Origin of the sequence: Ochrobactrum soli (assembly GCF_003664555.1) — a bacterium.
In the GTDB taxonomy this organism is placed as follows: Bacteria; Pseudomonadota; Alphaproteobacteria; order Rhizobiales; family Rhizobiaceae; genus Brucella; species Brucella teleogrylli.
In genome coordinates this window covers 191,181-208,992 of sequence record NZ_RCHH01000007.1, presented here as the reverse complement: position 1 = coordinate 208,992, position 17,812 = coordinate 191,181, and the positions used below count along the sequence as shown (strand labels likewise).

The following is a 17,812-nucleotide window of genomic DNA, read 5'->3' as shown; positions in this document are numbered from 1 at the left end:
CTGCGACAGATCAGTGCGCTGCTGCTTCGCTCTTGCGAACCGCAGCCACATCACCAGCCGAAACCGCGCCCGCCTTGTTGCCCCATGCGGAGCGAACGAAGGAGGCGAGGTCCGCCACTTCCTGATCCGTCAGGCGATCGGCATAGCCCTGCATCACAAGACGCATCGGACGCTTTGCCGTCGAAGGCACTTCGGCACCGTGCAGGATGACCGAGATCAGCGGCTTCACTTCCGAACCTGTCACCAGATCATTGTCAGCCAGTTCCGGGAAAATTCCCGGCGCACCCTTGCCGGTCACGAAGTGGCAGGCAGCGCAATTGTCGAGATAAAGACGCGCACCCACCGGCATGTCCGGAGAGGCTTCCGTCAGCATCTTCGCGGTTGCTTCGCCAGCGGCATCGGCAGGTGCTGCCGGAAGCGCCGTGGAAACCTTGGCCGCGAAGCTCTGCGGAACCTCGACAGTCGCCCCATCGACACCCTTGAGGAAAGCAGCAATCGCGAGATTGTCGGCATCCGTCAGGTGCTGGAGTGAATGCTCGACCACCAGACCCATTTCGCCGTTTGCGGTCGAATAGGAATTGCGACCCGTTGCGAGATAGGTGGCCATTTCCTCGACCGACCATTTCTGTGGAGCCGATTGCGGGCCGCGCAGCGCAGGCGCGTTCCAACCGTCGATGACACCGCCCGACAGGAAATTCTTGTCGCCCGCACTGACACCATCCTGCGCCATGAAGCTGTTGCGTGGGCTGTGGCAGGCCGCACAATGCGCCGAACCTTCGACCAGATACTGGCCGCGCTCCTGCACCTCGTTCTTGCCTGCGGGCGTGAAGCCAGCCTTGTGCGTCAGCGCGAGCCAGTTCCAGGCGCGGATGCCGAAGCGCATATTGAACGGGAAGCCCAGTTCGGTCTGCTGGACGTCGTTCTTCACCGGCTGCACATCGTGCATGAAGTAATCGTAGAGCGCACGAACATCTTCTTCGGTCAGCTTGCGATAGTTTTCGTAAGGCATGGCCGGGTAAAGATGCGCGCCATCGGCACGAATACCGTCATAGAGCGCGGCGCGGAACTGATCGAGCGTCCAGTTTCCGATACCGCTTTCCTTGTCCGGCGTAATATTGGTCGTCCAGATAGTGCCCATCGGGCTTGCAATGGCGCGACCACCGGCAAACGGCTTGCCGCCATCGGCCGTATGGCAGGCCATGCAGTCGGACGCATACATGACATATTCGCCCTGACCCTTGGCCGGTTTCCAGTCAGCGGCCAGTTCCTTCGTCGGCTTGGTAAGCTGCACGGGAACGAACAGGAATGCCAGGAGCGCGACGATGCCGAGAACGACGAGAACACCGATTATGCGAAGAAAAGTTTTCATCACCGTTCTCCTCAAACCAGCGGACGCGGATTGGAAAGATACTGCGTGCGGATCGCATGTGCGGTCCAGTAAGCAAGGCCGCCGAGCAAGCCGGTCGGGTTGTACTGGGTGTTCTGCACGAAGTTACCCGCGCCAAGCATGAACACATTGTGCTTGTCCCATGCCTGCGAGAAGCGATTGACGACGCCCTCACGTGCATTTTCCGACATGATGTGCCCACCGGTCGTATGCGTCGTCTGATAGGGACGAACATCGAACTGCGCACCTTCCTTCTTGAAGGAGGACTGTATCAGGTCCGGATTCATGGTCTTGGCCAGCGCTTCCGCCTTGGTCTTCATGAACTGGGTCATCCGGATATCATTCGGATTCCAGTTGAAGGTCATGCGCATCAGCGGACGACCGTGCGGGTCCTTGTAGGTCGGGTCAAGATCGAGATGGTTGGTCTTGTAGGACATGACGGAACCATGCGTTCCGATGTTCATCGAATGGCCATACCATTCGGCAATCGCCTTCTTCCAGCCAGCGCCCCAGCCAGGCGTGCCGGAGGGCAGCGTCATGCTGCGGATCGGCTGGCCGTTGGTCTGGCCCGTGCGCCAATAGGCACCGCCGATGAAGCCCTCACGACCGAAATCGATCTGGTTGATGCCGAAATCATCGATACACATGCCGTTAGCGCCAGTACCGATGAACGGATTGAATTCCTCATCCTTGAAGAACAGCGTCACGCCGCCGGTCAGCTGATAGGCGTAGTTACGGCCCGTCACGCCTTCGCCCGTTGCCGGATCGTAAGGCTGTCCGATGCCCGACAGCAGCGCCAGATGCACATTGTTCAGCTGGAACGACGACAAAATGACGAGATCGGCAGGCTGGAAGACTTCTTCCTGCGTCTTGTCGTCGAAATAGGTTACGCCGGTTGCGGTCTTGCCATCCGGGGCCATTTCAACGCGCAACACTTCCGATTCCGTGCGATAGGAGAAGTTTGGCATCCGCTTCAGCGCATCGAGGATCGTCGTTTGCGGCGACGACTTCGAATATTGATAGCAGCCATAGCGCTCGCAGAAACCGCAATGATTGCACGGTCCCATCTGCATGCCATATTCATTGACATAGGCCGTCGAAGCAATGCCCCCCGGCGATGGGAACGGGTGGTAACCGGCGGCTTTTGCCGCATCGGCAAATTTGCGACCGTCCCAGGTCGTCTTCATCGGGGGCATTGGGTATTCGTTCGAACGCCAGCCCTCAAACGGGTTGCCGCCCTCAACGATCTTGCCCTTGATGTTACCGGCCTTGCCGGAAATACCGGCGACGCGCTCGAAGCGGTCGAAGAAGGGTTCCATCTCGTCATAAGTGACAGGATAATCGCCCAGAAGCATGTCTTCCGGGATGATCTGCTCGCCCCAATGCTCGCGCACGTGAGAACGCAGTCTAAGTTCTTCGGCCTGCGGACGCCAGTTAAGGCCGTTCCAGTGCGTGCCCGCACCACCCACGCCGTTGCCCGGCAGAAACGAACCGAAGCTGCGGTAAGGCAGCGCGTTTTCATCCGCATGGCGGCGCACGGTGACGGTCTGCTGGCTGGCGCGCTGCATCATCTTCAGACGCACGCCGTATTTCAGTTCGTCGATCATGTTCGGATATTTGAAATCTGGCACGGTATTCTGATCGTGGCCACGTTCCAGCGCGACGATGTCAAGGCCTTCCTGCGCCAGTTCCATTGCCAGAATGGAGCCGGTCCAGCCGAGGCCGACAATGACCACGTCTTTCTTCTTTTCCTGACGTGCCATGGTTAAGCCCTTTCGCCCTTGATCGAAACCGGACCCAGCGGGTAGGCCACATTGTAGCGCTCAACCCATTCCTTGTAGCTGCCGCGCGCACCGGGGAAGCCGATATAGGTCCAGGCCTGCATGCCGTGATTGCCGCCATACATCGGGTCGGCGAAATAGCCTTCCTTGGTGTTCTGGAGCAGCAGCGCGAAGAACTCGCGCAGTTCCGGCTGCAAACCAACCTCGCCCTTTTGAAGAGCGGTCAGCGCTTCATCCTGCTGTTCAGGGGTCAAAGCGGTAAAAGCGGCGCTATATTTCTGCTCGCACCAGCCATTGAAGGCCGGGATGCCCTGACGGTAAATCTGCGCCGGGTTGAGCGGGGTCTGCCAGCCGCGGGTCGGATCAGCCGACGGATCGTGCGGACCAACCATGTACCAGTCATCGGCACGGCCATAATCTCCGGCAAGCTGGAGATCGATGAAGACAGGGACGCGGGTTTCAAGGGCACCGGGGCCATCGCCATCCGACGGGATCAGCCTCGCCGTCGCGGCAAGGATAAATGCCCATTCGAGATCGTTAAAATATTGGCGTTCATGGTCTTCGAGCGGAACCGGGGGCGTCTTCGGTTCAGCCTGGGCTGAGACAGCCAGTCCTGAAAGCATGACGCTTGCTGCGGAGGCTTTCAGAAAACTGCGACGACTCGGATATCCGGGGAGGTCAGTCATTGTCGTTTCCTGCCAGTTAGGTGGGTAAGACGGAGGGATGCTTTTCTGAAATGAAACCGCATGGCGCGATTAAGAAAAACATAGCGTTCGATACACACCAGACTAGAACAGTTCAAATAACTTGTACCCTAGCTGTGCAAAACATGAGGGAATTCAGGGCCGCAAAGCCGCGCCTCCGGTAAAGAAACTGCCCGCCAAATGCCGGAAAATGGCCAAATCCAGCCCGCTATCGTCTATGTGATCACATCTATGTGATCACATCCTCATATACTCGAATATCGGGGCGAAACTGCAAATTTTACCGCTTGGACAAATAACAAAAAGCTAAGAGAGACTCACTCGGCCAGCGCATCCAGCGCTGGCCGAAGTGCGTTTAACCCGTCACCTCGCCCACCAGAGCGAGGTCGAAAACATGGTGGTGGATATGGCCGTCGAACATGGCCAAAAGGCCCTTGGTGGCCTCCCGGCTTTCATAGCGGATGGGTGAAGCAAGCGCTTCCGCCAATGCTTCCCGGCTGTCATACACCGTCCATAGCACCATCGGGTAGGATGGCGCGCCTTCGTCCCGTTCCACGGCGTAAAGCACGCGCACATCGCGGATGCCAGGAAACTGAAGCCACATCGGCATCAGGGTTTTCGCGACATAAGCCTTGAACGCATCCTCGCGCCCGGCATGAATAGCGCCTTCGAAGAAAGCCTGTCTGACAATCATCGGAAAACTCAATTTACCTTGGTGGGCGGAACATCGCCTGCGAAATAGGCCTGCAAATTGGCAAGCACCAGCTCACCCATGCCGATGCGCGTTTCGACAGTTGCACTGCCCTGATGCGGCATCAAAACGGTGTTGGGAGCAGTGAAGAACTCTTCGCGGATTGTCGGCTCGTTGACGAAGACATCAAGACCGGCACCGGCAATGACGCCATCCTTGAGTGCGGCCAGAAGCGCGTCCTCATCGATGACCGTGCCGCGCGCGACATTGATCAGGTAGCCCTTGTTGCCAAGCGCCGCCAGCACATCCTTATTGACGATATTGGCCGTGGAGGCATTGGCCGCCACGCAAACCGCCAGAACATCGCTGTGTTCAGCCAGTTCCACCGGCGATGCATGGGCAATCCAGTTCGCACCCGTCACCGGCGAGCGGTTCCAGTAATGCACCTCCATGCCGAAAGCCTCGGCGCGCTTTGCCAGCGACTTGCCGATCTGGCCAAGGCCGAGAACGCCGATGCGCTTGCCCTTGGGGCTGGTGCCCAGCGGGAAGGCCTGACGTTCAGCCCATTTGCCTTCGCGAACAAATCTATCGCCAAGCGCTACATGGCGCAGGACCGCCAGCATCAGAGCAATACCGGTATCGGCAACGTCGTCGGTCAATACGCCCGGGGTCGTGCTCACATGCACATTGCGGCCACGCGCAAAGGGCAGATCGACCTTATCCGTCCCGACACCGTTGATGGCAATCAGGCCAAGCGACGGCAGACGCTCGATCCATTCATTCGACAGGCCCGAGCCACCGCCGGTCACTACCGCGCGGATCGAACCCAAAGCCTCAGCGAGCGCCGCTTTTTCGTCCGCCTGGTAAAGCCGGTGAACCTTGTAAGCCGCATCGAGGCGTTCCTCGATTGCAGGCATCATCGGCTCCACGAGCAGAATTTCGTTCGTCACGTCAAACTCCAGTTCCAGATTGGGGGGAACACAGCGCGAAAGGTGGGAAATAGCTTTCGCGCCATGCGTCAGAACATATCATTTCGGGCGGTCAGGAAATCTGGCCGATAAAAGCTCTTGTCCGCTCATGCTTCGGATTGCCGAAGAATTCCTCCGGCTCCGCCATTTCGAGAATCTGACCCTGATCCATGAAGATCACCCGGTCGGCAACCTGTCGCGCAAAGCCCATTTCGTGGGTGACGCAGAGCATGGTCATGCCCTCTCTGGCGAGATCGATCATGGTGTCCAGAACTTCCTTGACCATTTCCGGATCGAGCGCCGAAGTCGGCTCATCGAAAAGCATGATCTTCGGATTCATGCACAATGCGCGTGCAATCGCCACGCGCTGCTGCTGACCGCCGGAAAGTTGGGCAGGATATTTGTCCGCCTGTTCGGGAATGCGCACGCGCTCCAGAAACTTGCGCGCCGTCTTTTCGGCTTCCGCTTTGGCGACGCCGCGCACCTTCATCGGTGCCAGCGTGCAGTTTTCCAGAACGGTCATATGCGGGAAAAGATTGAACTGCTGGAACACCATGCCGGTTTCCTGCCGGATGATATCGACATTCTTGCCGCCCGCCGTGAGGTCGAAGCCGTCGACAACAATGCGCCCTTCCTGAATGGTTTCAAGCTGGTTGATGCAGCGGATCAGCGTCGACTTGCCCGAGCCGGACGGGCCGCAAATGACGATGCGTTCGCCGCGCGCCACAGTCAGATTGATATTTCGCAGCGCGTGATAGGTGCCATACCATTTGTTGACGCCTTCCATCAGCACCGCAGTACCGGAGTCCTGCGATGCCCCGTGAGCCGTGTTCTGAGCCGTCTTAGTCATGTCGAGAACTCGCTTTGCTGAACGTGATCGCCTGATGCGGCGTTTGCGGCCATGCCCGGCCAATGCAGGGCATGGCGCCGGTCAAAAATTACTTCGCCTTGGAAACGAAATCCGGCAACGGAGAACCGAGCCATTTTTCATGGATCTTGTTCAACTCGCCGTCGCCCTTCACCTTCTCGATGAACTTGTTGACGAATTCGAGCATTTCAGTCGAACCCTTGCGCACCGCGATGCCCTGCACCTGCTGGCTGAGCTGGATTTTCTGCTCGTAACGGCCCGGTGCTGCCTTTTCGATTTCGGCGGCAACGACATTGGAAAGACCGATCAAATCGACCTGACCCGACAGGAGAGCCTGCACGGCGCTGGCATCGTCATCGAAGCGGCGGATATTGGCATCTTTCGGCGCAACCTTGGTTACTGCGGTATCCTGCGTCGAGGCACGCGCCACGCCGATGGTCTTGCCTGACAGGTCCTCCGGCTTGGCGACTGCGGCATCCTTCGGCCCGAAAACGCCGATGGAAATACCGGCATAAGGCTGGGAGAAATCGACGCTCTTGGCGCGTTCTTCGGTGATGCCCAGCGAAGCCACCAGCACGTCAACCTGTCCGCTCTGCAAATATGGAATGCGGTTCGGGCCGGTGACCGGCACGATCTGCGCCTTTACACCCAGCTCGGCAGCGAGCAACTTGGCCACATCGGCATCGTAGCCGTCCGGCTCGTTGCTGGTGTTCATGATGCCGAATGGCGGAAAATCGACCAGCATGCCGATCTTGATCGTGCCCGCCGACTTGATGCCTTCGACGGTCTGCGCGAATGCGGCTGGCGCAAAGGCAGTGGCAAGCGCGCCCGCGCCGATCAGTGTCATCGCTATACGTCTGGTGATATTCATGTTTTTCCCTTCCCTATTGTTAGACCGGACTCCTCGCCGGCAGATTAGAGCGCGCTCTAATCCCTTTTTGACGCACATCTTATCCGAAAACCGTTTCACACTTTTCGGGATGTGCTCTTATCTCGACAAAAGCCCCCGATTACCGAGCGGTTGCGCGAGAAAATTTGGTTTCCATGTTGCGGGCTAGTATCGAAAGCGGCCAGCACAGAATGAAATAGACAACCGCCACCGTGCCAAAGACCATGAAAGGGCTGAAGGTTGCATTGTTGATGATCTGGCCCTGACGCGTCAGTTCGGTAAAGCCGATAATGGCGGCAAGCGAGGTGCCCTTGATCAGCTGCACAAGGAAGCCCACCGTTGGCGCAACCGAAATGCGTGCAGCTTGCGGCAGAATGATATAGCGCATGCGGTTGTAGTAGCGCAGGCCGAGCGCCGTTGCCGCTTCCCGCTGGCCGGGCGGCACCGCGTCGATACAACCGCGCCAGATTTCGCCGAGGAAAGCGCTGGCATGCAGGGTCAAGGCGATGGCCGCTGCAATCCATGGATTGATGCCAAGGCCGAAAATATTGAGGCCGAAGAACACCAGAAAAAGCTGCATCAGAAGCGGCGTGCCCTGAAACAGCCGGATGAAGCCAAGCGCGATATAGCGCAGCACACGATTATCCGAAACACGCATCAGCGCCACGATCATGCCGCCAATGCCGCCGCCCACAAAGGCGATGGCCGAGAGCGCGATGGTCCACTGTGCCGCATAGACGATAATGAGAAATTCGTTCCAGCCGAAAGGTCTGATCATGGCCTTGCTCCTATCGGCTCAGGGGATATTTGAACGCCAGTTTCTCGATCAGCGAAAACACCGCCGAAAAACCGATGGACATGACGAGATACATGAGCGTGATGACGATATAGACCTCGAAGCTGGCGAAGGTCGCAGACTGGAGATCGTTACCGGCGGCGGCGAGTTCATTGGCCGAAATCACCGACACGACGCTCGACGTCAGCATCAGATAGATGAACTGGCTGGTCAGCGATGGATAGACCGTACGCAGCGCCGGTTTCATGATGATGTAACGGAAGACTTGCAGGCGCGAGAGGCCGAGCGCGGTGCCCGCCTCCACCTGCCCCTTATGGATGGACTCGATGCCTGCGCGGATGATTTCCGTGCCATAGGCGCCGAAATTCACCACCAGCGCCAAAAGCGCCGCACTGTTGGGCGACAGGCGCAAGCCCGCCGAAGGCAGACCGAAGAAGATGAAGAAAATCTGCACCAGAAACGGCGTGTTGCGAATGATCTCGATATAGGCGTCGATGACGAAGCGCACCGGCTTCGAGCCGGATGTCTTGCCCCAGGCGCACACAATGGAAACGACCAGCCCGAGCACCATCGCGGCGACGGAAAGCTCAATCGTTTGCCAGGCGCCGAGAAGCAGCTTGTCCATCGACGCGAACACGGGCGCGAAATTGAAATTGTACAATGCTGGAACCTCCCGGTCGGCGAATTGACTGGTCTTCCTCCAGACCAACCAAATTTAGATCGATCTAAATTCGTTTAACCCGTCTCGTCAATCATTAATTCGGATGAGACGATCAAATTTACCGTCAGCCCACGGGGCGTCCACAGGACTGGCGAACCTGCAAATAGGTCTCGCTGACGATCCGCTCTGCCGGTTTTTCCGGTTCGGCAAGCCGTGAAAGCAGCATTCTGGCCGCGTTTTCGCCAACCGTAACCGGACGCGTCGCGACTGAACTCAGGCGCGGGCGTGTCGCCTCGGCATTGCTGACATCGTCAAAGCCGATCAACGAAAAATCCTCGCCGATTTTCCGCCCGCAATCATAAAGCCCGGCGGAGAGACCGAGCGCTATCACATCGTTAAAGCAGATCGCCGCCGTTGGTTCCGGTTCCTGCTGAAACAGCAGCGGCGCGGCCCGGGCAATTTCCGGCATCGTGCTGGGCAGATGCACGATCAGTTCCGGGTCCAGCCCCTTTTCCAGCATGGCCTCGCGAAAACCCTCGACGCGTTCGCGATAGGCGGAATGCACCGGCCCGTGCACCGCAAAGGCGATGGTCTTGTGCCCCAACCCGGACAGGTGATTGACCGCCTGCCGCATGCCGCCTGCATAATCGACCCCGGCATAGTCAATCCGGTCGGTTACGTGGCGCAGCACCTGAACGGCTGGCAGGCCCCAATCGACAATCTGCTCGATGAAGCCGGGTTCGGTTCCAGCCGTCAGCGACACGATCACGCCATCGACGCCATGCTCGCGCATGCGCTGCATCAGCGTGTTCTGATTGGCGAAATTTTCATGACTGTTGGCCAAAAGAACGACCATACCGGCCTCGCCCACCACGCGGTCGATGCCCGCCAGAAGCTCGCCATAAAACGGATTGCCCAGTGTCGGAACGATCACGCCGACTGTGTTGGACCGGTCGGCGCGCAAGCTCGCCGCGCCCATATTATAGACGTAGCCGAGTTCTTGCAGCGCCCTCTCGACCTTCTCCCGCGTTGCCGCGCCGACAAGCGGGCTCTTGCGGATGACAAGCGATGCCGTGGCCCGCGAAACATTCGCATGGCGCGCCACGTCAAGAAGCGTAACCCGGCTTTTCTTACGGTCGTCGGTTGGCATAGTTCACCTGTCAGCATGCATCTGCTGCCGCAGGAAAACATCGCAAGATGCTTCCTTCCGGCCAGATTCGAAGCCGGTATATTCAGTACAGACAGATGAAATGGTCAATCCGCAACCGGAATAGCCAGCTTTTATTGCGCGGGTTTGATCGGCTTCGGGCGAAATTCGGGCTTCAGCGCTTTGAGCGCCATGCGGTCCACCACGCGCGGCGCGATCAGCTTCAGCCAGCGCCCCAGACGCATCTGCCGGGTCATCAACACCTCGCGTTTGCGCATCCGCAAACCATTCAGCATCAGACGCACCGCTTCTTCCACCGACATCATGTCGTCTTCGCGCACGCCACTGGTTCCAAGCGCCTCGCCGCTGGCGCCATAGCCGACCTTGCGAATATCGGTTTTCACGACGCCGGGATAAACAATCGTCACGGAAATGCCGCTTGGCTCCAGTTCCGAGCGGAGCGCTTCACAAAAACCGGACAGCGCGAATTTTGTGCCGCTATAGGCCGAGCGTCCCGGCACACCGATCAATCCCGCGACGGAAGAGACCACCGCAATGCGCCCTCTGGTCATTGCCAGATGAGGCAGCGCCGCATGGATCGGCCAGACGCTGCCAAAATAGTTCAGCTCCATCAGATCATGCATCCATTGCAGATCTTCCGGCTTGATTTCCGCGAAATTGGCATGGGCCGACATACCCGCATTGACGATCAGCGTGTCGATCCGGCCAAAAGCCGATGCCGTCTTTTCGATCAGCGCAATGCAGGCATCGCGGTCGGTAACATCGGTCGGCACCACAAGCACGGTGCTGCCCTGCTGCCGCAATTCGGTTGCAAGTTTTTCGAGCTTTTCGACATTGCGCGCCGCCAGCACAAGAGCGGCCCCGGCGCGATCACGTTGCGCTATCTGGCGCGCGGTTTCAGCACCGATACCGTCCGACGCGCCCGTTATAATCGTTACATCCATGTCGGTCTCCCTGCCGATACGATGAACGATTATGCCGCCGAAATGGGCCTGCTGGAACAGGATATTTTGATAAAATCGCAGTTGCGTTAAACAGGCAGCGGAATAATTCGCCGCCTAATGATCAGTTGACCTGCGCCGCATGAAGCTGCTGATAGCGCCCGCCCGAGCGGGTCACCAGCTCGTCATGAATACCCTGCTCGATGATGCGGCCTTCCTCCACCACGACAATGCGATCCGCATTGACGATGGTTGCAAGCCGGTGCGCGATGACCAGCGTGGTGCGGCCTTCCGAAAGATCGGCAAGCGACTGCTGGATCGCCCGTTCGGTTTCGGTATCCAATGCCGAAGTCGCTTCATCGAGGATCAGGATCGGCGGGTTTTTCAGAAAGATGCGCGCAATCGCCAGACGCTGTTTCTGGCCGCCCGAAAGCTTGACGCCGCGTTCGCCCACAACCGTGTCTAGCCCGGCGGGCAAGGCGGCAATCACGCCGTCGAGACGGGCGCGCCGCGCCGCTTCGAGGATTTCTTCCTCCGAAGCCTCCAGCCTGCCATAAGCGATATTGTCGCGGATCGTTCCGGCAAACAGGAACACATCCTGGCTGACAATGCCGATATTGGACCGCAGCGATTTCAGCGTCATGTCGCGAATATCGGTGCCATCGATGCTGATCGCGCCGTCGGTCACTTCATAAAAGCGCGGCAGAAGCGAGCAGATCGTCGTCTTGCCTGCGCCGGATGAACCGACGAAGGCCACCGTTTCGCCCGCCCGGATCGACAGGGTCAGATGGGCCAGCAGCGGCTTTTCCGACCGGTAACCGAAGCTGACGTCTTTATACTCAATGCCGCCATGCAACCGCTGCACGGACATGGCGTCCGGCCTGTCGGCAATATCCGGCTCCGTATCGATAAAGGCCGAATAGCGCTGGAACCCGGCAATGCCCTTCGGATAGCTTTCGATGATCGAATTGATCTTTTCAATGGGTCGGAAGAACACACCGATGAGCAGCAGGAAGCCGACGAAACCGCCTTCCGTCAACTGGCCGCGCACGACAAACCATGCGCCTGCGAGCATGACGATGATCTGGACAAAGCGCATCGAAAGATAGGACAGCGACATGGAAGCCGCCATGATCTTGTAGGCCCGCAATTTGGTCGTCAGATAGTTGCGGTTGCTCTCGGCAAACAGCTTGCGTTCGTGGTCCTCATTGGTGAAGGCCTGTACGACGCGAATGCCGCCGACATTTTCCTCAATCCGCGCGTTGAACTCGCCAACGCGGCCATAAAGCGCGTGCCAGTTCGAGGTCATCCGGCTACCATAGCGGATACTCACAAACGCCGTCAGCGGCACAACCAGCGCCGTAATCAGCGCCAGCGGCACATGAATCCAGAGCATCAGAACAAAGGCGCCGATCAGCGTCATGATGGCGATGAACAGGTCTTCGGGGCCGTGATGGGCCACTTCGCCGATCTCTTCCAGATCCTTGGTCAGCTTGGCAACCAGATGCCCGGTCTTCTGATTGTCGAAGAAACGAAACGACAGCTTTTGCAGATGATCGAAGGCCTTGCGCCGCATCTCGGTTTCGATCTTGATGCCGAGCATATGACCCCAATAGGTCACGACGACCTGTAAACCGGCATTGAGAATATAGATCAGCAACAGCCCGGCAACGGCGAGCGCGATCAGCCCCAGCTGATTGGTCGGTAGCAGGCGATCGATGAACAGCGTCACCGCAACCGGAAAGGCCAGCTCCAGCAGACCAGCAAGAACGGCGCTTGAGAAATCAAGCGCAAACAAGCCCTTGTGTGGTTCATAATAAGCAGCAAAGCGCTTCAGCAAACTGTTCATCGAAATTCTCGGCTTACACTTTTGGGGCGGCGTTTAAAGAGGTTTGGACACGCGCCCTTCCCTAACGCCTGTTAGCAAGTTTTTGAATAGTGCGGCGTCTATTTTCTCTTTATCGACGCGAACAACCGATTTGTGATCGTTTTTGTCAACTTAATAGCCCAAGGTCGTCACAGATTGGGCAAAAGGCTCATCAGATTGTCGATCAACGGGGAGTGATTGCTCTTCATCGAGGCGAGCGCCAGACGCGCGGAAAGTGGTTCGCCTTCAATCGGTCGGTAGGTCACGCCCGCAAGCCTGATCTGTGCTATAGCGGTCGGTACGATGGAAACGCCCAGATCTGCGGCTACCAGATTGACGACCGATGGCATTTGCGGCGCTTCCTGCGCGACGATCATTTCAAAACCAGCGTCACGGCAGGCCGCAACCACGTCGTCGTAAAGACTAAGGCCGACAATGCGCGGAAACATCACAAAGGCTTCGTTCGCCAGCGCCGAAACCGGCAATATCTCATGGGTCGCCAGCGGATGATGGCTCGGCAAGGCGATCAGCATCGGCTCATCGGCCAGGCGCTTCATCCGCACATCCTTCGGGTTTTCCAGACCGGGCCGAATGAATGCGGCATCAACCTCGCCGCGCACAAGCCTTTCCATCAGGAGGCTGGTATTCATCTCGGTGAGCGTCAGCCGCACCTCCGGCCAGCGGGCGCGAAACTGCCGGATCGTGCCACTGACTACCGGATTAAAGGCGGACGACGCGGTGAAGCCCAAAGCCAGACGCCCGGTCTCGCCGCGCGCCGCACTTTGCGCGGCAAGCTTGGCTTTTTCGGCGGCAGCGACAGCAGCCTTCGCTTCCTCAAGAAAGGCCGTGCCCGCCGCCGTCAGCTCAGCCCCGTGGGGAACGCGGTGAAAAAGCGCCACACCGATTTCGTTTTCCAGATCGCGGATCTGCTGGCTCAAAGGCGGCTGACCGATACCGAGATTGGCCGCTGCCCGTGTAAAATTGCCCTCGTCGGCGACGGCCAGAAAATATCTGAGGTGACGCAGTTCCATCGGTATATCCAAAACATATCACAATCGTCTGTTCCATATATTAGACAAATGATGCGCTTTTGACTAGATCAAGGCTCGGGAGGTTTTGAAAAGGCAAAGTCATGTCCCGCGTCCAAGAACGCAGTCTCGATAGCGTCAGAACAGCAGACAGCACACTCAAGCTGGTCACCGCGCCGACACCATCCGGAGCGGCACCGGAAGAAAAGCATTATCTGGTCAAGGGTACGCCCGCGTTTCGCAATGCCAGTGTCGCGCTCTTCCTGTCAGGCTTTGCAACCTTCTCGCTTCTCTATTGCGTGCAGCCTTTGATGCCGCTCTTCGCGCATGATTTCAACATCACGCCTGCGGCAAGCTCGCTGTCGCTTTCCGTTTCAACCGGTTTTCTCGCCTTTGCGATTTTCTTTGCGGCCATCGTTTCCGAACGTTTTGGCCGCCGCTCGCTGATGTTCGCCTCCCTGCTCGGCTCCGCGCTTTGCACCATCGCCGCTGCACTGGTTCCGGACTGGCACATGCTTTTGGCACTGCGCGCCTTGCAGGGCCTGCTGCTGGGCGGCGTCCCGGCGGTCGCCATGACCTATCTTGCCGAAGAAATCGACCCGCGCGGCCTTGGTGCATCCATGGGCCTCTATATCGCCGGCAACGCCTTTGGCGGCATGGCGGGCCGTGTCATCACGGGAACGCTGGCTGAATTCTTCTCCTGGCGCGTTGGCCTTGCGGGCATGGGGCTGCTCGGCCTTGCCGCAGCCATCGGCTTTCTGATGCTTCTGCCCGCTTCGCAGAATTTCACCCCGCGTCCGGGACTGAATGCGCGGTTTCACCTTAGCGCCTGGGTTGGCCATATTCGCAATCCGGCCCTGCCGCTGCTGTTCGCCATCGGCTTCCTCGTCATGGGATCATTCGTGACGATCTATAACTATATCGGTTTCCGTCTAGTCGCCGCACCTTACAGTCTGAGCCAGACGGCACTCGGCGCCATTTTCTCGGTCTATCTTTTCGGCATTGCCGCATCCTGGATCGCGGGTCGCATGGGCGACAGGCTTGGGCACTTCATCGTTCTCCCCATCGGCCTCGGCCTTGAAGCGACTGGCGTGTTGCTGACCCTGTTTGCGCCTTTGCCTGTCATCATCACCGGCATCGTGTTCCTGACCGTCGGCTTCTTCGTCAGCCACTCGGTCGCCAGCGCTCTGGTCGGAAGGCTGGCGCTTCATACCAAGGGTCACGCATCATCGCTTTACCTCTTGGCCTATTATCTCGGCTCCAGCATTGCAGGTTCCGCAGGCGGTATCTTCTGGATCGCCGGTGGCTGGAGCGCGGTGACAGAATTCACCTTCGCCATGCTGGCCATCGCCTTTGCCGCATCGCTCGCAGCCGCGCGTTTCGCCCGTCGGGATTGAAAATGCCTCGCAAATTGCCTAGCAGGTGAATTGTCATGCAACTGACAGCGGCTTGACAGTTGCATGACAATGAATGGAGGCTGGGGCATGAGCGAATTGGCCGACTGGCTATCGGAAACACATCCGGTCAACCGGAAGAACGCCGCCGAAGTCGTGTTCGACGACATACGGTCGGCGATCATATCCGGTCGCCTTCAGGTCGGCACGCGCCTCCCCTCGGAAGCGCGACTGGCGGACCGGTTCGGTGTCAGCCGTCCCATCGTGCGCGAGGCTCTCCGCTCGCTGCAAACGCTCGGCCTCACACAAACCCGCACTGGCAGCGGCACCTATGTATTGAACGCAACGCCCGCAGCGGAACTGAGCTATGATGGCTATTCCGCGCGCGACCTGATTGAAGCGCGCCCGTTTATCGAAATTCCGGCGGCAGGCTGGGCTGCTCTTCGTCGTAGCGAAGAGCAGCTCGCCCATCTGCTGGGTCTTTGCGACAGGCTGGACCGGCAGACCGATCCACATAAGTGGGAGCTGCTCGATTCCGAGTTTCACAGCGCCATAGCCGTTGCCTCCGGCAATACGCTTTTCGCCAAGATCGTCGCCGATGCGCGCAATGCGCTCATCCAGCAATCCGAGCTCATCAATCTCATGGCAGGTCGCCGCGAAGCCTCCAATATCGAACACCGCCGGATCGTCGACGCCATCGCAGCCGGTTCGGAAGCCGACGCCCGCGCTGCCATGGAAGCGCATCTGAGCAAGGTCAAAACTGCGGTGAATGCCATCACGGGAAACAGCGCCGCTTAAACGTTTCCTGCGGAGAAGCCAGAATTCGCTCTCACTTTCGAGTTCGCCGGTGCCTGTGGACAATTGTCACCGGGACAATCTTGGGAGCCGGGTAAAATTGCTGCGAACGGAAGCTGAAAGCTAACGTCTTATTTTCAAAACAATAAATGCTTCCAAGAGAAAGCGAAGAGCCTCAAGTGGCCCGGTCCGGTCTTGTCGGTGACTTGACGCGTTAATTTCAATATGCGTTAACAGACCTCCTAATCTGTCATACAGCTTAACAGATTACCCTCATAATTGGGTGACGTAACACCCCTATTGAACGGCCAACGGCGCGCTGTAATTAGCGATTCAAGCTGTGAAATGGCCCTATCGAAAACGCGCTTGCAAAGCGCTTACCCGGGAGGAGCAATGTCGATTGATACAGTGAAGGTCGGTCTGGGGGCCAAGCCGATAGAACGAGAAATATTTATCGAAGAAGACAACGGCTACCACAAGGCACTGAAGCCGCGGCAAATCCAGATGATCGCCATCGGCGGGGCGATTGGCACCGGACTTTTCCTCGGCGCAGGCGGACGCCTCGCGCAGGCGGGGCCTGCCCTCGTTTTCGTCTATGCGCTTTGCGGCTTCTTTGCCTTTCTAGTTTTACGCGCATTGGGCGAATTGATCATGCATCGGCCAAGTTCGGGGTCGTTCGTCTCCTATGCTCGCGAGTTCTACGGCGAGAAACTGGCCTTTGCGGCTGGCTGGATGTACTGGATGAACTGGGCGATGACCTCGGTGGCCGATGTCACTGCCGTTGCGCTCTATATGAATTTCTTCAAGCACTATTTTCCCTGGCTGCAAGGGGTCGACCAGTGGATGTTTGCGCTGGCTGCCCTGTTCATCGTGCTTGCGATGAACATGATGTCGGTGAAAGTCTTCGGCGAGATGGAATTCTGGTTCAGTGTCGTCAAGGTGCTGTCGCTGGTCATATTCCTGGCGGTCGGCATTTATTTCGTGGTTTCTGGCACGCCGATTGACGGCCATGCCGCTGGTTTCAGCATCATTTCCGATAGCGGCGGCTTCTTTCCGAACGGCATATTACCGGCCTTCGTGATCATACAGGGCGTCGTCTTCGCTTATGCCTCCATCGAACTGATCGGCACAACGGCTGGCGAAACCGAAGACCCGCGCAAGGTGATGCCCGGCGCAATCCGCACCGTGGTCTTCCGCCTGCTCGTCTTCTATGTCGGTTCGGTTCTGCTGCTTTCGCTGCTGCTGCCCTATACGGCCTATTCCGCCGGTGAAAGCCCGTTCGTCACCTTCTTCAGCAAGATTGGCTTCGAAGGTGCAGATATCATCATGAACCTCGTGGTACTGACGGCGGTTCTCTCATCGCTTAATGCTGGTCTCTATTCGACAGGCCGCATTCTGCACTCCATGGCTGTTTCAGGCTCCGCGCCTGCCGCACTCGCCAAGATGAACAAGAACGGCGTTCCCTTTATCGGCATCGCGGTCACCGCCGTCGTGACAGTGATAGGCGTCGTTCTCAATGCCATCGTGCCTTCGGACGCCTTCGAAATTGCCCTCAATCTCTCCGCGCTCGGCATCATCACCGCATGGGGCGTCATCGTTCTCTGCCAGCTGAAGCTCTGGTATCTGGCGCGGCGCGGCGAAATCGAACGGCCTGATTTCAAGATGTTCGGCGCGCCCTATACGGGTATCCTGACGCTTGCTTTCCTGCTTGGCGTGCTGGTGCTGATGGCGTTCGATTATCCGGTTGGAACCATGACCATCGCCTCGCTGCTGATCATCATCCCCCTCCTCATCATCGGATGGTATCTGATGCGCGACCGTATCCATCGACTTGCTACATAACGTGCTATAGATGCAAGCACACTAAGCAAGCG

General features: G+C 58.1%; 16 protein-coding genes. 3 read left to right on the top strand and 13 right to left on the bottom strand.

Annotated elements, in window-relative coordinates:
* Positions 1-10 precede the first annotated feature (10 nt).
* The 13 genes from D8666_RS14475 to D8666_RS14415 all read right to left on the bottom strand — a co-directional run bounded on the left by D8666_RS14475 (position 11) and on the right by D8666_RS14415 (position 13,752).
* Entirely contained in the window at positions 11-1,369 is a 1,359-nt protein-coding gene (locus tag D8666_RS14475; protein WP_121538454.1) for a cytochrome c, read from the bottom strand.
* Between the two features lie 11 nt (positions 1,370-1,380).
* Positions 1,381-3,150 carry a GMC family oxidoreductase gene (locus D8666_RS14470; RefSeq protein ID WP_109366905.1) on the bottom strand — a complete coding sequence of 590 codons (1,770 nt, stop codon included), beginning with the start codon at positions 3,148-3,150 and terminating at the stop codon, positions 1,381-1,383.
* Between the two features lie 2 nt (positions 3,151-3,152).
* Complete coding sequence (locus tag D8666_RS14465; RefSeq protein WP_109366904.1) at positions 3,153-3,854, bottom strand: gluconate 2-dehydrogenase subunit 3 family protein; 702 nt, start codon at positions 3,852-3,854, stop codon at positions 3,153-3,155.
* Between the two features lie 373 nt (positions 3,855-4,227).
* A complete protein-coding gene (locus D8666_RS14460) occupies positions 4,228-4,566 on the bottom strand; it encodes an EthD domain-containing protein (protein ID WP_109366903.1) in 339 nt (112 codons plus the stop codon).
* Between the two features lie 8 nt (positions 4,567-4,574).
* A complete protein-coding gene (locus D8666_RS14455) occupies positions 4,575-5,525 on the bottom strand; it encodes a 2-hydroxyacid dehydrogenase (RefSeq protein WP_109366902.1) in 951 nt (316 codons plus the stop codon).
* Positions 5,526-5,604: 79 nt separating this feature from the next.
* Positions 5,605-6,381: an amino acid ABC transporter ATP-binding protein gene (locus tag D8666_RS14450; protein ID WP_109366901.1), complete on the bottom strand. Its 777-nt coding sequence runs from the start codon at positions 6,379-6,381 to the stop codon at positions 5,605-5,607.
* 88 nt (positions 6,382-6,469) lie between these two features.
* Entirely contained in the window at positions 6,470-7,270 is an 801-nt protein-coding gene (locus D8666_RS14445; protein WP_109366900.1) for a transporter substrate-binding domain-containing protein, read from the bottom strand.
* A 139-nt stretch (positions 7,271-7,409) separates the two neighbouring features.
* Positions 7,410-8,066 (bottom strand): amino acid ABC transporter permease, encoded by a 657-nt coding sequence (locus tag D8666_RS14440; RefSeq protein ID WP_109366899.1) that lies wholly within the window; start codon positions 8,064-8,066, stop codon positions 7,410-7,412.
* 10 nt (positions 8,067-8,076) lie between these two features.
* On the bottom strand, positions 8,077-8,745 hold the full coding sequence (locus D8666_RS14435; protein WP_109366898.1) for an amino acid ABC transporter permease: 669 nt from the start codon (positions 8,743-8,745) through the stop codon (positions 8,077-8,079).
* 124 nt (positions 8,746-8,869) lie between these two features.
* Positions 8,870-9,895 (bottom strand): LacI family DNA-binding transcriptional regulator, encoded by a 1,026-nt coding sequence (locus D8666_RS14430; protein WP_121538452.1) that lies wholly within the window; start codon positions 9,893-9,895, stop codon positions 8,870-8,872.
* Positions 9,896-10,026: 131 nt separating this feature from the next.
* Positions 10,027-10,857, bottom strand: a complete 831-nt coding sequence (locus D8666_RS14425) for an SDR family oxidoreductase (protein WP_121538450.1) — start codon at positions 10,855-10,857, stop codon at positions 10,027-10,029.
* Between the two features lie 121 nt (positions 10,858-10,978).
* Positions 10,979-12,703 carry an ABC transporter ATP-binding protein gene (locus tag D8666_RS14420; RefSeq protein WP_121538448.1) on the bottom strand — a complete coding sequence of 575 codons (1,725 nt, stop codon included), beginning with the start codon at positions 12,701-12,703 and terminating at the stop codon, positions 10,979-10,981.
* 167 nt (positions 12,704-12,870) lie between these two features.
* Positions 12,871-13,752, bottom strand: a complete 882-nt coding sequence (locus tag D8666_RS14415; RefSeq protein WP_109366894.1) for a LysR family transcriptional regulator — start codon at positions 13,750-13,752, stop codon at positions 12,871-12,873.
* 101 nt (positions 13,753-13,853) lie between these two features.
* Between D8666_RS14415 and D8666_RS14410 the strand changes: the two genes are divergently transcribed.
* From D8666_RS14410 to D8666_RS14400, 3 genes are all read left to right on the top strand, one after another.
* Positions 13,854-15,146: an MFS transporter gene (locus D8666_RS14410; protein ID WP_121538446.1), complete on the top strand. Its 1,293-nt coding sequence runs from the start codon at positions 13,854-13,856 to the stop codon at positions 15,144-15,146.
* 87 nt (positions 15,147-15,233) lie between these two features.
* Positions 15,234-15,941, top strand: a complete 708-nt coding sequence (locus tag D8666_RS14405) for a FadR/GntR family transcriptional regulator (RefSeq protein WP_109366892.1) — start codon at positions 15,234-15,236, stop codon at positions 15,939-15,941.
* Positions 15,942-16,331: 390 nt separating this feature from the next.
* On the top strand, positions 16,332-17,780 hold the full coding sequence (locus D8666_RS14400; RefSeq protein WP_121538444.1) for an amino acid permease: 1,449 nt from the start codon (positions 16,332-16,334) through the stop codon (positions 17,778-17,780).
* The last annotated feature ends 32 nt before the right edge of the window (positions 17,781-17,812 follow it).

Bases quoted from the DNA above. Each gene is read 5' to 3' on its own strand.
- D8666_RS14475 (WP_121538454.1), bottom strand. From the start codon at position 1,369: ATGAAAACTTTTCTTCGCATAATCGGTGTTCTCGTCGTTCTCGGCATC.
- D8666_RS14470 (WP_109366905.1), bottom strand. From the start codon at position 3,150: ATGGCACGTCAGGAAAAGAAGAAAGACGTGGTCATTGTCGGCCTCGGC.
- D8666_RS14465 (WP_109366904.1), bottom strand. From the start codon at position 3,854: ATGACTGACCTCCCCGGATATCCGAGTCGTCGCAGTTTTCTGAAAGCC.
- D8666_RS14460 (WP_109366903.1), bottom strand. From the start codon at position 4,566: ATGATTGTCAGACAGGCTTTCTTCGAAGGCGCTATTCATGCCGGGCGC.
- D8666_RS14450 (WP_109366901.1), bottom strand. From the start codon at position 6,381: ATGACTAAGACGGCTCAGAACACGGCTCACGGGGCATCGCAGGACTCC.
- D8666_RS14445 (WP_109366900.1), bottom strand. From the start codon at position 7,270: ATGAATATCACCAGACGTATAGCGATGACACTGATCGGCGCGGGCGCG.
- D8666_RS14440 (WP_109366899.1), bottom strand. From the start codon at position 8,066: ATGATCAGACCTTTCGGCTGGAACGAATTTCTCATTATCGTCTATGCG.
- D8666_RS14430 (WP_121538452.1), bottom strand. From the start codon at position 9,895: ATGCCAACCGACGACCGTAAGAAAAGCCGGGTTACGCTTCTTGACGTG.
- D8666_RS14425 (WP_121538450.1), bottom strand. From the start codon at position 10,857: ATGGATGTAACGATTATAACGGGCGCGTCGGACGGTATCGGTGCTGAA.
- D8666_RS14420 (WP_121538448.1), bottom strand. From the start codon at position 12,703: ATGAACAGTTTGCTGAAGCGCTTTGCTGCTTATTATGAACCACACAAG.
- D8666_RS14415 (WP_109366894.1), bottom strand. From the start codon at position 13,752: ATGGAACTGCGTCACCTCAGATATTTTCTGGCCGTCGCCGACGAGGGC.
- D8666_RS14410 (WP_121538446.1), top strand. From the start codon at position 13,854: ATGTCCCGCGTCCAAGAACGCAGTCTCGATAGCGTCAGAACAGCAGAC.
- D8666_RS14405 (WP_109366892.1), top strand. From the start codon at position 15,234: ATGAGCGAATTGGCCGACTGGCTATCGGAAACACATCCGGTCAACCGG.
- D8666_RS14400 (WP_121538444.1), top strand. From the start codon at position 16,332: ATGTCGATTGATACAGTGAAGGTCGGTCTGGGGGCCAAGCCGATAGAA.